Source organism: Candidatus Goldiibacteriota bacterium, assembly GCA_016937715.1.
Lineage (GTDB): Bacteria > Oederibacteriota > PGYV01 > PGYV01 > PGYV01 > PGYV01.
This window is the reverse complement of sequence record JAFGWA010000075.1, coordinates 1-14,984: the sequence shown is the minus strand read 5'-3', so window position 1 is coordinate 14,984 and position 14,984 is coordinate 1. Positions and strand designations below refer to the sequence as shown.

15 protein-coding genes and 1 tRNA gene are annotated in these 14,984 nt (G+C 41.1%); 8 read left to right on the top strand and 8 right to left on the bottom strand.

Annotation, left to right across the window (positions count from 1 at the left end; all coding sequences use genetic code 11):
- Window positions 1–6: 6 nt before the first annotated feature.
- From JXR81_07935 to JXR81_07915, 5 genes are all read left to right on the top strand, one after another.
- Window positions 7–1,980 carry a glycosyltransferase family 39 protein gene (locus JXR81_07935; protein ID MBN2754780.1) on the top strand — a complete coding sequence of 658 codons (1,974 nt, stop codon included), beginning with the start codon at window positions 7–9 and terminating at the stop codon, window positions 1,978–1,980.
- On the top strand, window positions 1,967–3,022 hold the full coding sequence (locus tag JXR81_07930) for a transglutaminase domain-containing protein (protein MBN2754779.1): 1,056 nt from the start codon (window positions 1,967–1,969) through the stop codon (window positions 3,020–3,022). The genes JXR81_07935 and JXR81_07930 overlap by 14 nt, the downstream gene beginning before the upstream one ends.
- Window positions 3,023–3,109: 87 nt before the next feature.
- Entirely contained in the window at window positions 3,110–3,529 is a 420-nt protein-coding gene (locus tag JXR81_07925) for a hypothetical protein (GenBank protein MBN2754778.1), read from the top strand.
- A 6-nt stretch (window positions 3,530–3,535) separates the two neighbouring features.
- The gene (locus JXR81_07920; protein MBN2754777.1) at window positions 3,536–4,339 is read left to right on the top strand and encodes a hypothetical protein; all 804 of its coding nucleotides are present in this window, start codon (window positions 3,536–3,538) and stop codon (window positions 4,337–4,339) included.
- A complete protein-coding gene (locus JXR81_07915; protein ID MBN2754776.1) occupies window positions 4,336–5,115 on the top strand; it encodes a glycosyltransferase family 2 protein in 780 nt (259 codons plus the stop codon). The genes JXR81_07920 and JXR81_07915 overlap by 4 nt, the downstream gene beginning before the upstream one ends.
- 4 nt (window positions 5,116–5,119) lie before the next feature.
- Here JXR81_07915 and JXR81_07910 read toward each other — a convergent pair whose 3' ends face one another.
- On the bottom strand, window positions 5,120–5,560 hold the full coding sequence (locus JXR81_07910; protein MBN2754775.1) for a DoxX family membrane protein: 441 nt from the start codon (window positions 5,558–5,560) through the stop codon (window positions 5,120–5,122).
- A gap of 92 nt (window positions 5,561–5,652) precedes the next feature.
- Entirely contained in the window at window positions 5,653–6,348 is a 696-nt protein-coding gene (locus JXR81_07905) for a rhodanese-like domain-containing protein (protein ID MBN2754774.1), read from the bottom strand.
- A 329-nt stretch (window positions 6,349–6,677) separates the two neighbouring features.
- On the opposite strand from JXR81_07905, the gene JXR81_07900 reads away from it, so the two are divergent.
- Entirely contained in the window at window positions 6,678–7,550 is an 873-nt protein-coding gene (locus JXR81_07900; protein ID MBN2754773.1) for a diguanylate cyclase, read from the top strand.
- Here JXR81_07900 and JXR81_07895 read toward each other — a convergent pair.
- The 3 genes from JXR81_07895 to JXR81_07885 all read right to left on the bottom strand — a co-directional run bounded on the left by JXR81_07895 (window position 7,547) and on the right by JXR81_07885 (window position 10,132).
- Window positions 7,547–9,619: a DUF2723 domain-containing protein gene (locus JXR81_07895; protein ID MBN2754772.1), complete on the bottom strand. Its 2,073-nt coding sequence runs from the start codon at window positions 9,617–9,619 to the stop codon at window positions 7,547–7,549. The two genes, JXR81_07900 and JXR81_07895, sit on opposite strands and share 4 nt — an antisense overlap.
- A gap of 3 nt (window positions 9,620–9,622) precedes the next feature.
- Window positions 9,623–10,009 (bottom strand): PilZ domain-containing protein, encoded by a 387-nt coding sequence (locus tag JXR81_07890; GenBank protein MBN2754771.1) that lies wholly within the window; start codon window positions 10,007–10,009, stop codon window positions 9,623–9,625.
- Window positions 10,010–10,046: 37 nt separating this feature from the next.
- Window positions 10,047–10,132 (bottom strand) — tRNA-Leu (locus JXR81_07885).
- Between the two features lie 170 nt (window positions 10,133–10,302).
- On the opposite strand from JXR81_07885, the gene JXR81_07880 reads away from it, so the two are divergent.
- Together JXR81_07880 and JXR81_07875 are read left to right on the top strand one after the other, a co-directional pair.
- Window positions 10,303–11,664, top strand: coding sequence for a TrpB-like pyridoxal phosphate-dependent enzyme (locus tag JXR81_07880; GenBank protein MBN2754770.1), 1,362 nt, complete (start codon window positions 10,303–10,305; stop codon window positions 11,662–11,664).
- Window positions 11,665–11,709: 45 nt separating this feature from the next.
- Window positions 11,710–12,939, top strand: a complete 1,230-nt coding sequence (locus JXR81_07875) for a hypothetical protein (protein ID MBN2754769.1) — start codon at window positions 11,710–11,712, stop codon at window positions 12,937–12,939.
- Window positions 12,940–13,124: 185 nt separating this feature from the next.
- Here the strand turns inward: JXR81_07875 and JXR81_07870 are convergent, their stop codons facing one another.
- The 3 genes from JXR81_07870 to JXR81_07860 are packed head-to-tail and all read right to left on the bottom strand — an operon-like array spanning window position 13,125 to window position 14,528.
- Window positions 13,125–13,442, bottom strand: coding sequence for a hypothetical protein (locus tag JXR81_07870; GenBank protein MBN2754768.1), 318 nt, complete (start codon window positions 13,440–13,442; stop codon window positions 13,125–13,127).
- A gap of 13 nt (window positions 13,443–13,455) precedes the next feature.
- Window positions 13,456–13,881, bottom strand: a complete 426-nt coding sequence (locus JXR81_07865; protein MBN2754767.1) for a PilZ domain-containing protein — start codon at window positions 13,879–13,881, stop codon at window positions 13,456–13,458.
- Window positions 13,878–14,528 (bottom strand): DUF502 domain-containing protein, encoded by a 651-nt coding sequence (locus JXR81_07860; protein ID MBN2754766.1) that lies wholly within the window; start codon window positions 14,526–14,528, stop codon window positions 13,878–13,880. Before JXR81_07860 ends, JXR81_07865 begins: the two co-directional genes overlap by 4 nt.
- Window positions 14,529–14,984: the final 456 nt, after the last annotated feature.

The window sequence follows — 14,984 nt, the reverse complement described above, 5'->3', positions numbered from 1 at the left end:
GTAATAATGACCGGGATTAAAAGTATTTATGTGAACAGTTTTCTTTTTCTTTCAGTGGCCCTGATATCAATACATCCGGTTTTTTTCCCTTCAAGGTTCTCTTATATTACCGTGCTTTTATACCTGATTGTGCTTGCGTTTTTTCAGTATTACGGGGAAGAAACCGGCAGGGATAAAAAAGGGGCGCGGTCTCTTATGTTACTGGGGCCGGGAATGCTTATGATTTCCGCGGCGCAGTATATTTTCTCTTTTTTTATGCAAAGAACGGCAGGCGCAGCTTCAATTATGATGATTGCAGGCGGAGTGCTGGTGTTTCTGTCGTCGCGTACAGGCTTGGATGTCAGGGAGAACAAAGAACCGCGGGTAAAAGGTATTTATGAAATTTTATTTCTTGTGTTAATTACTGCCGCCGCTTTTTTCCTTAGAATTTACAAAATAAATGAAATACCCCTTGGTGTCTGGTTTGACGAGGCGCAGAACGGCAATGAAGTAATATCAATGCTTGCCACAAACAGGTTTGAAGTCTTTATACCAAGATTAACGCAAATGCCGGCAATGTTCACCTGGCTTGCGTCCGTATTTGTTAAAATAATGGGCCCGGAAATACTGTCTTTAAAAATGGTCTCAATAATTTTAGGAACGCTGTGCGTGCCCGCGTTTTATTTTCTGGCAAAACGTGTATTTGGCAGCGCGCGCTATGCAGCCGCAGCCGCGGTGCTGCTGGCCTTTTCAAGGTGGCATATCACTTTTTCAAGAGTGGCTTTTCTTGGGATGCAGACAATTTTCATAGAGATATTGTTCTTCTACTTTTATATAAGGATGATAGAAGATAATAAGTGGTATTTTGCGGCTTTGGCGGGTTTTATAGCAGGGATTGGACTTTATTCGTTTTCTTCGGCAAATATGGTGGTGGTGATAGCCGCGGCGCATCTGTTTATAACATTCCTTAAAGATAAAGAAATGTTTGTTAAAAAGCAGCTTAAAAAAGTAATGATAGCCGGGGCAATAGGGCTTATAACCGCCGCTCCGCTTATTACCTATGCGGTAAATAACTGGCAGGATTATACAAGGCGCGTAAAGGATATTAATATTACGCAGGAAATAAAAGAGAAGGGCAGCTTAAAGCCGCTGCTCTTAAGCGTTAAACTGCATCTGCTTATGTTTAATTTTGAAGGTGATTACAACGGCAGGCATAACCTTTACAAAGCGCCTCTCGTTGACAATATTTCAGGGGTGCTTCTTGTGGCAGGCGTGTTTACCGCGGCGGCGGCAGCCGGGGCGAATTCGCTTTGGCTTTTGTGGTTCTTTCTGATGCTGTTACCGGGCATGATGACGATAACAATAGAGGCGCCTCAGGCTTACAGGGCTTCTTCCGTAATACCGGCCCTATATATGCTTATTCTTATTGCGTTCAGGAAGATAGAAAACGGTTTGTTTTTACTTGGAAAAAAAATATCAAGGTTTAATATTGCCGCTGTGGTGATTATAACCGCGATAGCTGTAATTAATGTGCATCAGTACTTTGTGGTGTATCCTTCCCAGAAGTCGGCATATATGGATTATTCTCCGGAAGCCAACGGCATCAGCAGGCTTGTTAACCAACAGTCAAAAGATTGGTATTTTTATGTATCTGAAGCAAAAAAAATGTATGGTTTTTACAGTTTTGAACAGAAAGTCATCCTGACATTTACCACGCATAAAAAAGCCCGGTTCTCATATCTAAGCGGCGCGCAAAACAATGTTTATCCTTCATATCTGCAGGGCAGAAAAGGGATAGGCATTGTTGTCAGGCCAAGTGACACTGATGTAATAGATTCTATTAAAGCGCAATTTCCGGAGGCGGTGCCGGAAATTACGGATAATCCTCATACCGGCGAAGAAATATACAGGTGTTATTATGTGGAAAAAGAAAAACTACAGCAGTCCAAAAAAGGCCTGTTTGAACTTTCACAAACAGAGGTAATAAATGATGAGGACTAAGTTCAAATTTACCGCGGCTATTGTTATTTTTGTTTTTACCGCGATATTGCCGTTAACCGCAAAGGAGTATCCGTTCAGCGTTTATTTTCTTATAGAAGGCAAAAGCGTAAAACCGGCGGCTATGCCGGATTATGGCGCCCGTGTACTTTCATCTTTTCCGTTAAGGGTAAAAGAATTCACATTTTCTTCCCCGTATTACGCTTATCAGGGGACGTCTATGATGAAGGAATTTGGAGATGAGATTTTAGAATCTATATCTGAAAAGAGGCGGGCAAACTCTGTATATGTTTCTGATGCCGTGTATTCTTATATTACGGCAACTGTACAGGACGCTCCTGATAAATACGAAATGACCTCAGATTTACATAAAATAAACCGCTCCGGGCTTTTTGTATTAAGGGATAAATCCGGAAACCTGCTTGAAAAGTGCAGGGCGGCAACAGCGCTGCTTAGAAGTTTTACCATTCCCGCAAGAATCGTTTATTACGAAGGGCATTACGCTGTAGAATATTATATAAAACCGCTGAAAGGCAACAGCGTCTGGGCGGTTATGGATTTTACAGAGGATAAAAAAGAAAGGCATATGGGGCCTGTGGAATGGCAGCCGGTATCCTTAAAAGAATTATTAAATGAAGAGATAAACACCGGTGAAGCATCTTTGAAAACTGCAGGTGTGACGCAGGTTTTTTTTACAGAAAAGGCTGAAGCTATGGATGTTTTTAGCAAACTAAAGGCGGGGGATATTACGCTTGTTTCAAATGAAATGCCGGAAGGAAAGTTTTACCTTATAAGAAAAACAGATTACATAATAGAACCCGGAGTTTCTGTCACCGCTAAAGCGCCGTGTGAAATAGAATTTACAATGCCGTTTAATGACAGGGATACATTTAATCCCGGCGCCCCTTATTTCAGGACTTTTGAATATTATGTATCAACGGAAGATAAAAGTTTTAATATTCAGTATAAAAGGGCTCATACCAGGGTAAATCCGCCAATGGACGGCAGGGTGTATTCACTGCCGGTAAAGTTCTGGTCGGAATAGACAGTACTGTTAAATTTATATTTATCTTGAAAACAAGGTTTATTTGGTTTATAGTGTAATAAATAAATACAAATTATGGAGGGAAATATGAAAAAAGTCCTCTTTTTAACTGCGGCAGCGGCAGTAATGGTTATACTGGCCGGATGCGGACAGGATGTTAATTTTACGGTATATAATCATTCAGGAATAGTTCCTACGGGAAATCAATATATAGGCATTACAGTAGAAGCGGATGGTACGGACTCGCTATCGTTTTTTCCAACCGAAAATGCCCTGTCTGACAGTGAAATTACCGATGCTAACAGCAGGGTAATTAAAGTAAAGGAAAGTAAGACTGTATCGGTAAATGCCTGGGGACAGTATTTTGTGACGGGGACAGACGGAGTTCTTACAACTGAATCATTTGAAATTGGGCCTCAGACGGCGGTAGTTTACGGCGGTTTTCCAAGCCCGCCGGACTGGTACGCTGCCGTATTTATGAATGAAATAACCATTTATAAGAAGTAAGCTGTTATGGAAAAAAAGCTTGTTAGTTTTTTCAACCGGTTATCCGCGCGGGTAAAAAAAGGTATTTCATCAAAAGCCGTCGGTAAGAATTCTAAAGGGCAGACCACCAAGTTTTTTGATGTTTATTGCGAAAAACAGATAATTGATTTTTTAAAGAAAAATATAAAAGTTAAAGCCACTGTAATATCCGAAGAAATAGCGGAACCGTTTGTAATAAATCATTCCTCCCGGACCGATATGCACTACATAATCATAGACCCGGTGGACGGGTCGGATAATTACATGAACTCGGTGGGTTTTGTCTGTGTGGGGATTGCTGTTTTTGACAGTAATTATGAACCTGTTATGTCCTTTGCCGGGAATTATTTTACCGGAGATTATTTTTACGCGGATAAAAAAAAAGCGGTAATAAACGGCAAAAAAGCAGGTATAAAAAAAACATCCGTGCCGGTACGGAATTCAGCGCTTCTTGTAATGTCCAATAATACCTTTAAAGACGGGCAGGCGCTTTTAAAATTCACCGATGGTTTTGAAAGTATCAGGTCGCTTGGCGCCACGATTGGCGAAATGCTTCAGATATTAATGGGGCACTACGGGGTGTTTATTGATGTGCGCGGAAAACTTTCACTGGAAAATTTTGCGCCATATTTTATCGCGCAGAAATACGGCCTGCTTATAATTACCGACCCTTACGGCAGGCCGCTAAAATTAAAAGGGCTTGAGCTTGTGACCGGGTATGACGTAGTGGCTGCGGTTGATGCCGGCTTTCACCGCAAAATGATAAAGGGGTTAAAGAAAGTAATAAAATGAAAATTTCAATTGTTGTGCCTTTGTTAAATCAGATAAAATACACAAAAAAATGCTTCGCCTCCATTAAAGCCAACACTGATGATATTGCGTATGAAATAATTGCCGTTGATAACGGCTCTTCTGACGGTACTGTGGAGTATCTTAAAAAACAGAAAATAAAGTTCATTGAAAACGGGAAAAATATGGGCGTTGCAAAAGCGTGGAACCAGGGGGTAAGGGCGGCATCAGGCCGGATGGTATGTATAATAAATAATGATATTGTTGCCGGAAAGGGATGGCTGTCATCGCTGGCGGATTTTTATTTAAGAAAAAATAACGCGGGAATTGTGAGCCCCGGCACAAGGGAAGGCGCGCTTGATTATGAATTTCAGGCTTATGCAGAATCGTATACTGCCCGGATGAAAAATGTCAGCAGAAAGTGGTTTTCCGGCTGGTGTATGCTTATAGCTTCTGACAGGTTTGAAAAAGTGGGATTGTTTTCAGAAGAATTTGGCATAGGCATAGGGGAAGATATGGATTTTTTCCTGAGGCTTAAAAAATGCGGTTTTGAATCGTATATTACAGGATCTTCATTTATACATCACTTTGGCAGCAGGACAATTAAGGATATAAAGGAAAATGAAGGCGATGGTTTTGAAAAAGAGAATATTCAAAAACTGGAAGAAAAATGGGGGAATAAATCTTGCCTGATACGCAGATTTGAAAAACTTACGGGGTCAATCGATAAAAGAATAATGAAAGCCGTTTACGGGCACAATCTGGTGGAAAAAATTTAAGATATTAAATTTCCTTCTTGTTTTTGAATAAACCGTAAAAAGAAAGCCCGTCCTTATCAAACAGAAAAATACAGCCTGTCATCCCAAGCAGCACAAGGTCGCGTATTATCGCGAATATGCCCACTTTATCCGGCAGCCCTATCATAAGGTCAAAACATCCGCATTCCATGTCAAAGCCGCGCAGCCACGCCTGTGTTATGGCAATTGTGTAAACTACAAGAAGCCCGCTTAGTATAAAAGCGGAACTTTTGGCGTAAACATCGGCCAGCAGCAGTATACCGCATATAAGCTGAAGCCAGGGGATTACAACGGCAAGCGGGAACAGTACTGTTTCAGGGAGCATTTTATAAGACCCGATAGCTTTGGAGAATTCTTCGGGGTCAAATACTTTGGTCACGCTGGAAAGTATAAATACAAGGCCTATAAGTATTTTGAATGTAATCAAAACAGCATTATTGGAAAAAAGCTTAATAAGTAAATCCTGCGTTTTAATTAATGCGGATGCTGAAGGTATTTTGTATTTTTCAGGCTGTCTTTTTATTGTGCTTTTTTGTACTCGGGGTAATTTGCTTCTGACCATGAATTCCAGCCTCCAAAGAAGATTACAACGTTTTTGTAGCCGGCGTCATAAAGCATATAAGCGGTCTTGTCTGAAAGGCGGCATCCGATACCGTGGCAGTAGGTGATAAGCACTTTGCCTTTCTGGCTTAAAACTGTTTTATTTTTCTCGATGTCCTGAACCGCGGTGCCTACGGGTATTGAAATTGCCCCTTTTATATGCGCCTGTTCATATTCGCCGTAAGATCTGGAATCAATAAAAACAGCTTTGCCGTTGTCGTAAAGGTATTTGGCTTCATCAAGCCCTATTTTTAATATCTCTGTTTTGGAAGCCGCGTTCTTAAGAAGATAACTGAAATCAGCTTTTGCGGAGGGCATTGTGTTCTGTACTCCGGCAGGTTCGGCGGAAGCGGAAGCGGGTTCAATGTTCAGCTGAAAAGACTGATTTGTAGCCGGGTCATTTATTGTAATGCTGCCCTGCGCGTTTGAAGTTACAGCCGGCCGGCTTGAAAGATTCTTGCTTCGCATAAGCGTGGCTGCAATACCGGCTGTAATGGCAACCGCGATAATTACAGCAGCTGTAATAAGGCTTTTGTTGATACCGGTTTTATTTTTTATTTCGGTGTCAGGGGCGGTTGTTTTAATGCTTTTTTTTACAGGGCGTGCTTTTGCCATAACGTTCACCTCTTATTTTTTAAATCATGCGTTAAGTACTTATAAATATAATTAAATAACATTGAAGGTTAAAAGTCAATAGTGCATTTATAAACAGCATTGTATTATTAGTTTAAGCGGATATAAATACAAAAATAAATACAAATCTTTTAAGTAAGATGTCAGCTGAAACGTATAAATGAAATATTCAATACCGGAATTTAGGTTATTAATGTAAACCCTGACAAAACAAATAACCTAAATGCAATACTTGACAAAATATCTGTGCGCTGATATACTAAAATCGTTAACTACAAATTTACAATAACTTAAGGGAAGGGAAAACAACTATGAAAGAAAAACTTATAGGTATAGGCGCGGGAGCTAAATTAAGCGGGCTTTCTGAAAGGACACTTAGATATTGGGAGAGCCTTGGGCTTATAAAACCCGTAAGGCTGCCTTCCGGGCACAGAAAATTCAGCAAGCCCATGATAAAGAAAATTATTGCCATAAAAGAAATTCTTGAAAAGTACAATTTAAGGATAAATGACCTTATTACTTCTTCCAAGTTTCTTCAGGATGAACTTTTAAAAGAAAAGGTTGATTCTCCTGACGTATTTGACCTGAATATAGCCCTTGATTCACAGATATATGAAAGGGCAAAGAAAGCGGGTAAGCTTCACCCTTTATCCGGCCTGCCGGATTCGCTGTACATCCGCCAGGAAATTGAAAGAAGGCTGGATGAAGACTATAAGATTGCGGTATGTTACGTGGATATGAAAGATTTTAAATATTACAATAAACGCTACGGATATGAAAAAGGCGACGCGGTTATAAAATTTCTTGCCAGCCTTATTCACGATGTCGTAAAGGAAAACGGGGACAAAGAAGACATTGCCGGGCATATAGGCGGGGATAATTTTGTCATAATAACATCGCATGAAAAATACAATAAAGTATGTTCGGAACTTATCAAGTCGTTTGACCTTCTTATAGAGCAGCATTATGAAAAAGAAGACCGCGACAAAGGCTATATAGTAAACTACACCAGGCGCGGCGAAGAAATAAGGACTGCGGTTATGATTCTGTCGGTTTCAGTGGTATGGAACATAAGAAGAAAACTTACTCATTACGCCGAAGTGGCGGATATAGCGCAGGAATTAAAATCATACGCGCAGAAATTTCCAAAAAGCGAATTTGTGGTGGACAGAAGAAGTGATTAGTTTTTCGGCGGAGCGGGAATTTTTTCCAGCACAGCAATAATGCTGTTAAGATCCGCCCTGGAAGGGTCAATTTCCTTGATTTTTCTGAATGCCTGAAGCGCTTCTGAATACCTGCCGGTTTTGTAATAAACCACCCCCAGGTTGTGCCATGATGAAACATATTCTGGGTCCAGCTGAAGGCTCTTTAAATAGTTTTCTTCGGCAGTTTTAAAATCCCCCAGGTTAAACCGCGCGTTGCCCATGTTATAAATAAATTCACAGTTTTCCGGCTGCAGCTGAAATGCAAGTGTAAAGTACTGCAGGGACAAATCGTTATAGCCTTTGTCTTCAAAAAATACGCCCGCTGAATTTGATGATGTGGCAAAATCTTTCAGGTAAAGCGATTCGTTGGGCTGCGTGAAAGCCCCGGTGTATGTACCAAGCGTATTTCTGTAATTATAATATTTCCACATGTTGCGCAGCGACACCGTGTACATGTCGCTTATAAAGGCGTAATCTGAAGGCATAACCCGCCACGCCATTCCTTTGGGCATAAGTTCAAATCCGCCGTTAAGCGCGTTTTCTTCAGGCTTGTTATATGAAAAATAGATATTTCTGGAAGATAGATTCATTTTTATAAGCGCGTTTATGATGTAACCGGTGGATTCCGTGCCTATCTTTTTTTCTTTTATTACCGGTACCTTTACCGAAGGGTCCTGTTTTTTAATGGAATCACGAACCCATTGCATAGGCAGCACGGCAGAACCTATTATTACCACGTCAGTACGTATTTTTTTTACGTATTTCAGGTACCATAACGGAAAAACAACGCCGTCACCGGTGACAAACAGAAGTGAATTTTTTTCCACGGAAGACAGCAGGTTTAAATTAAAATCCCTGGAAAAAAAATATGCGGACCTGTTTAAAAGCGGGTACGCGGTAATTGTATCGCGGGCAAAAAGCGCCGCGAATAATATAACGGCGGCGATGCGCGAGGTTTTTTTATTCTTTATAAAAGCCATTAAAGAGTAAAGTCCAATCGCCATACACAGAGCCAAAGAAAGATAAACGGGCGTGATGTAAGTTTCCATTATATAAAGCCTTTCTTTTGGAAGGTTAAGATAAAAAGATGTGACAGCAAGAAATATAAAAGGTATAAGCACAAGGATGATTCCGGTTTTTCTATTTTTAATAAAGGCGAATATTATGCCTGATAATGCCAGCGCAAGCCCGGCAAAGGAATGTTCGCGCGCGAGGGAGGAAAAGAATTTTCCGGCCTGCATTAAAGGCGCGTTTATGCTTTTGGCAATTTCAGCCCTGACATACTGATATCTGGAAAAGACCTGCATGAAATTTTCAAGATTTGAAGGGTCGCCCCAGTTCAGCACAGCGCTGTGCGCCCGTATTGGAAGGTAAAGATAAATTGAAAAACCCGCGGCAAACAAAAGTATTAAAGATATAATATTTGTTGGGCGCAGTAATTCTTTAAGTCCCGGGCTTAAAATAATATAGAGATAAACAGGAAACATAATAATCTGCGACATATGGTGGTTTCCCATGCTTAAACCGTAAATCAGGAAAAACAGCCTTAGCGTTTTGATTTTTTGTCCCGGCACGGAGGTAAAAGAACAATTAAAAGCTGTGATTAAAAGTCCCAGAGTGAAGGCTATGTTAAGAAGGTAAATTCCGCCTTTGGCGGTTATGGACTGGTCCCAGATTGAAAAGCCCGTCATAAAAAACACGGCGCAAGCGGCCGCGGGAAGCGGCGTATAAGCGGGTAAATTCATAGCGCGCAAAAGGGTGTTAAACAGAATAATGATAAGAAGGCCGCAAATTAAAGAAAGGGTTATTGACAGAAGATAAATGCGGAAGGAGTGGTCTGCAACCGGAATAAAGGAAAATATTTTTCCAAGAAGCGAGAACACGGGATATCCCGGGGGGTGTTGTATGCCAAGCGTAACGCTTGCTGTTATAGTTTCGCCTGAATCGCCTGAAAATACCGCGGGCGGTGTGGTGGTTAATAAAAGATAAAATACAACTAAAAATACTGCCGCAAAAAAAGCGGCAGGCAGGAATCTGCGTGAAAACATATTTTAATTTTCGTTAAAATGTTCTATTAATTTTTCTATGTGCTTTTTTTCGCCTTCAAGTATATGAAGCCCTGCTGAATACCTTCCGAATATCTTATAAGCGTTGCGCTTGGTCCATTCAATGCGTACCAGAAGGTTAAATTTGTCTTCCGCTATGGCGTTTTCGTGTATTTCCAGTTTAAGGGTGGTGCGTTCCGGAAGCAGAAAATCGCAGTTGATCAGCATTCCTTCTTCGCTTACGTTAATGGTGGTGGCGCGGAAAGATTCTCCCTGTTTTAGCTTTGATTTTTCACCGGTAATATCATCGGGAAAACGGTCAAGGACAGCCGAAATGTTCAGAATCTTGGTGAACCTGGGGTGCTTCCTTGCTTCTCTTTCGTCTTTTTTCATCGTGCCACCTTTTGGTTTGTTTATTTTATGCATTAATTGGTGCCGGAGGTCGGACTTGAACCGACATGACCTTGCGGACGGGAGATTTTGAGTCTCCTGTGTCTACCGTTTCACCACTCCGGCCAGTCCTGAAAACATACTATATTAAATGGCAGACTTTGTCAACTTAAAGAGAGGTTTTACGTCAGAAAGTAAAAAAAACACGTAATAAAGCTTTTTGGGTTTATTTTCAAGTTTTTTTTTAATGAAAAAAGTGTTATATTATTTGGAACAATAATTTTAAGGAGGGCATCATGTCAGACACAAGAAAATTTATTCTTCAGGAAAAGGATATACCAAGCGCGTGGTACAATATTATTCCGGATCTTCCCACTCCTCTTGACCCGCCGCTTAATCCGGGAACGGGAAAACCGCTTGGGCCGGAAGATCTTGCTCCAATTTTTCCGATGGCTTTAATAGAACAGGAAATGTCACCCAAACAGTGGATAGATATTCCGGGTGAAGTGATAGATATTCTTAAGTTGTGGAGGCCGTCGCCGCTGATCAGGGCAAGAGGTCTGGAAAAGCTGCTGGATACTCCTGCAAGAATTTATTACAAATATGAAGGTGTATCTCCCGCGGGAAGCCATAAGTCAAACACAGCCATAGCGCAGGCTTATTACAATAAAAAAGAGGGCGTTAAAAAACTATCGACAGAAACCGGAGCAGGGCAGTGGGGTTCCGCTTTATCACTTGCCGGAGCAATGATGGGCATTGAAGTTGAAGTATATATGGTAAGGGTAAGTTACGACGCTAAACCTTACAGAAAATTAATGATGGAAACATGGGGCGCAAAAGTATACCCTTCACCGACAAAGCATACGGAAATAGGTAAAAAAATTCTTGAGCAGAATCCTGATTCTCTGGGTTCTCTTGGAATCGCGATATCCGAAGCTGTTGAAGTGGCTGCAAAAGATCCGCACACCAAATACGCGCTGGGAAGCGTTTTAAACCATGTGGCGCTGCATCAGACGGTAATAGGCCTTGAAGCAAAGAAACAGATGGAGATGGCAGGCGATTATCCGGATGTGGTTATTGCGTGCCATGGCGGCGGAAGCAATTTCGCGGGAACCGCTTTCCCGTTTGCTTATGACAAGATGAAAGGCAATAAGAAAAATATAAGGCTTATAGCGGCTGAACCCGCGGCCTGTCCTACGCTTACAAAGGGAAGAAACGCGTATGATTTTGGCGATACAGGCGAAATGACGCCGCTTCTTATGATGTACACTCTTGGGCATAAATTTATGCCGTCGGGAATTCACGCGGGCGGATTAAGATATCACGGAGCTTCGCCGCTTGTTTCAAATCTTCTTAAAAATGGTGTTATTGAAGCTGTGGCAAATAATCAGACAGAGTGTTTTGACGCGGCAATACAGTTTGCGAAGACAGAGGGGATAATACCTGCACCTGAAAGCACGCACGCGATAAGGGTGGCAATTAATGAAGCCCTTGATGCCAAAGCAAAAGGCGAAAAAAGAGTAATTCTGTTTAATTTAAGCGGGCACGGTAATTTTGATTTTGCCGCTTATGAAGCGTATCTTACAAAAAAGATGAAAGATGTGCCTTTGCCGCAGTCTGATATTGATAAAGGTTTTGAAAGCCTTCCAAAGCTTTAAATTATAGTGCTGTTTTATAAAATAGCGATGAATAGAGGGTGGTATATGAAAGTAAAATTATTTACAGCGATATTTTTCATGCTTAACACGGCGGCATTCTGCGGAATTTCCGGATTGCCGGTGGAGGTAATAAATCACGGCGCGGGTGTAAGGGCGCTGTCAATGGGCGGGGCCGCTTCTGCCGATTCCGCCGACCCTTCGGCTTCTTTCTGGAGCCCGGCTATGCTTGATTCAATAACTTCAAATCAGTTAGAAGCGTCCCATGAAATGTTATACGGCGGAGCCGCTTTTAATGCTTTGGGTTTTTCCGGGCCTATAGGAAAAATGGGCGGGCTTGGGGTTTCGATAAGAAATATGTATTACGGCGAATATGAAGTGGTATCTGAAGAAGGAAATGTGCAAGGTAATGAAGTCATGAATGATTTTATGCTGACGGGCGCGTATGGACGCAACCTTTTTGCAGGAGTGCAGGGAGGCCTGGCGCTTAAGGCGATAGTGCGCGGAATCGGCGGAAAAAATTATATGGGTTTTAATTCAGACGTGTCATTTTCCAAAAGTTTTGAATGGGGAAGGGCGTCGCTGACAGGAAAGAACGTGATTCCCGCGGGCATTAAATATGATTTTTCTGAAGAGATGCTTCCGGCTGCTGTAAGGCTTGGGTTATCTTTTATGTTTCTTGACGGCACGCTAAAAGTGAACACTGACGCCGAAAAAGCATTCGCGGGCGGGCCTTTTGTTGTCTGCGCGGGCGCGGAATATAAGGTGATGCAGCCGCTTTATTTAAGGGCGGGCGCGGCTTCAATAGGCGACGTGAATGAAATTAACGCGGGATTTGGTTTTAAGCACGAGGGTTTTGGAATTGATTATGGCGCCGCATACACGGAATTATCTCTTAATCACAGGGTGGCGCTGTCGTACAGTTTCGGCGGTTATGAATTAAAACTTGCCCCGGAACCTGCTGTTTTTTCTCCTATCGGGGGCAACAGAAAGACGTACATAAAAGTTACGGCCATGACAAAATATGAAATATTTAAGTGGAAGGTTGAAATAAAAGACAATAAAGGAAAAGTTGTTAAAAGCTGGGAAGGCGCAGGCAGGCCCGATGAAACGCTTATCTGGGACGGGCTTGACAGGGATGGAATGCCTTTTAATGAAGGGGATTACAAAGCTGTAATTGTGGTCACTGATGAAAATGACGCGGTATCAAGGTCCGCGGACGTGGTGATAAAAATATCGCAGGGAGACCAGAAGGCAATTCCGTTGTTCATGGAATGATTACAAGTTACAAATGACAACTGACAAGTTACAACTCAAAGCGTGTAACCTGTAACCTGTTACTTGTCACTTGTAACTTGTCACTTGTAACCTGTCACTTGTAACCTGTCACTTGTAACCTGTCACCTGTAACCTGTAACCTGTAACCTGTCACCTGTTACTTGTCACTTGTAACCCGTCACTTGTCACTTCTTCTTTCTTCTGTCCGCCGGCACGGCCTTGGCTTCTTTTCTTCTGTCTTTTGAATAAAGCACAAGTTTGCCGTTTATCATTCTATATATCTGAATAAGCACTTTGTCAAAATAGATTCCGTCTGAAATGCGGATAAGGTTTTTGTTTGTATTATCGCTTTCGCGTTTTAATTCTTTTTGGGGAAGCTCTTTACTTTTTGTCCTGCGGTCGTGGCGCACATATACGTATCTGTTTCCCATGTTTTTTACTATCACTTTATCTTTTGAATCATAATAAAGATTTCCGTCAAGGTGGACATAACGCTCTGCCATATATAATTCCTCCTTATTTATTTTTATTCAGCCCTGAAAGGTGAGATTCCAGGCGCTTTAAATCATTTTTGCTGATTGATATTATTTTTAGGCCGGCTTTCTTTGTGTCATTACCCTTAAGCCCTTCAAGGCGCATAACTTCTGCCAACAGTTTTACGGGGCTTGAAGCTTGAGGTATGTAAAGGTCTATTATAAGTTTATCGCCCTGCGCAAGCGGTTCATCTGTGATTATGGCAAGTCCGCCCCGGCTTACATCATCTGTCATTGAAGTGATAAGCCTGTTGCCCTGTACCATCTGTAATTTTTCAACCGTGGTGTCCCTGTAATCGTCCGATAGTTCCGGAGATTCTTCCGCGGTGCGATAATATGAAACTTTAAGGATGTCTTTTACCCGCTCGTATTCGCGGCGTTCCAGCCAGCCTTTTTTTAATTCTGTCATTTTTTATCCTTTTTACGGGACTTTTTGGTGACTTTTTTAATTGTATATTTTTCGGGATGAATCATACCCAGAGAGATAACAGTTTTTAAAGCGTCTTCAACCGGAGTGTCAAGAAGCACGATATTTTTTGGCGGCACAAGTATTAGAAAACCGGAAGTGGGGTTTGGTGTGGTGGGTATAAAAACGTGTATAAAAGAGCCTTTATTTTTTGAATTAACAAGTGTAACTTCATCCTGTGAAGTTATAAAACCAATAGCATAAAAACCATAATAAGGATACTGAACAAGGGCGGCCTGCCTGAAAGAGCGTCTTTTGCCGGCAAACAGTGTATCGCTTATCTGTTTAATGCCGCCGAAAATCTGTTTTAATACAGGTATTCTTGATATAACCGTTTCGTATATTTGAACCATTTTTTTACCCAGATAATGCGTGGCAAAAAGGCCGGTTATCCACAATAGAAGGATAAGCGCTATAAGGCCAAGTCCCGGGATAGATATTCCGATATATTTGGTAAGAAGAGGGCCTAAAATTGAATCCAGCTTGTTTAGAAGGAAATAAGTGATATAAACAGTAAGGAAAGCAGGCAAAATTACAATTAAACCGGCCAGTATTTTTGACCAAAACCTTTTGATGAATCCTGACGGCATAATGCTATCCTCCGTTAAATAATATTGAAATTATATATGAAAGTAGTGTAAAAAACAATACTAAAATGAAAGAAATGGCAAAAGTGTTAAAAAATGCAGCAGTTTTACCTATGGAAACAAAAAGATAGGATTTGGTTTACGAAAAATCAGAAAAGCATAGGTTTATATAGAAAATATAAGAATTTTTGTATTTGACAAGAGGTATTTATATAGTATAATTATAATTAGATTAGTAATAAATAGAACGAAGTATAATAAACAATAAAGCGTAAGAGTTAATTATTATGTCAGAAATTGTATTTTATTGCATTGCCGTTAATTAAACCTGACAAAAAAACGGCAATAACCAGGAGTTTCTTATTGGATAGCTTATTGCAATTGACAGGCAATAACGCGCAGATTAAAAAATTTATTATTAATATATTATTATATATATTGGGGCATATCCGGACTTCG

Coding starts and splice junctions, on each gene's coding strand:
- JXR81_07935 (MBN2754780.1), top strand. CDS start 7: ATGACCGGGATTAAAAGTATTTATGTGAACAGTTTTCTTTTTCTTTCA.
- JXR81_07930 (MBN2754779.1), top strand. CDS start 1,967: ATGATGAGGACTAAGTTCAAATTTACCGCGGCTATTGTTATTTTTGTT.
- JXR81_07925 (MBN2754778.1), top strand. CDS start 3,110: ATGAAAAAAGTCCTCTTTTTAACTGCGGCAGCGGCAGTAATGGTTATA.
- JXR81_07920 (MBN2754777.1), top strand. CDS start 3,536: ATGGAAAAAAAGCTTGTTAGTTTTTTCAACCGGTTATCCGCGCGGGTA.
- JXR81_07915 (MBN2754776.1), top strand. CDS start 4,336: ATGAAAATTTCAATTGTTGTGCCTTTGTTAAATCAGATAAAATACACA.
- JXR81_07905 (MBN2754774.1), bottom strand. CDS start 6,348: ATGGCAAAAGCACGCCCTGTAAAAAAAAGCATTAAAACAACCGCCCCT.
- JXR81_07900 (MBN2754773.1), top strand. CDS start 6,678: ATGAAAGAAAAACTTATAGGTATAGGCGCGGGAGCTAAATTAAGCGGG.
- JXR81_07895 (MBN2754772.1), bottom strand. CDS start 9,619: ATGTTTTCACGCAGATTCCTGCCTGCCGCTTTTTTTGCGGCAGTATTT.
- JXR81_07890 (MBN2754771.1), bottom strand. CDS start 10,009: ATGAAAAAAGACGAAAGAGAAGCAAGGAAGCACCCCAGGTTCACCAAG.
- JXR81_07880 (MBN2754770.1), top strand. CDS start 10,303: ATGTCAGACACAAGAAAATTTATTCTTCAGGAAAAGGATATACCAAGC.
- JXR81_07875 (MBN2754769.1), top strand. CDS start 11,710: ATGAAAGTAAAATTATTTACAGCGATATTTTTCATGCTTAACACGGCG.
- JXR81_07870 (MBN2754768.1), bottom strand. CDS start 13,442: ATGGCAGAGCGTTATGTCCACCTTGACGGAAATCTTTATTATGATTCA.
- JXR81_07865 (MBN2754767.1), bottom strand. CDS start 13,881: ATGACAGAATTAAAAAAAGGCTGGCTGGAACGCCGCGAATACGAGCGG.
- JXR81_07860 (MBN2754766.1), bottom strand. CDS start 14,528: ATGCCGTCAGGATTCATCAAAAGGTTTTGGTCAAAAATACTGGCCGGT.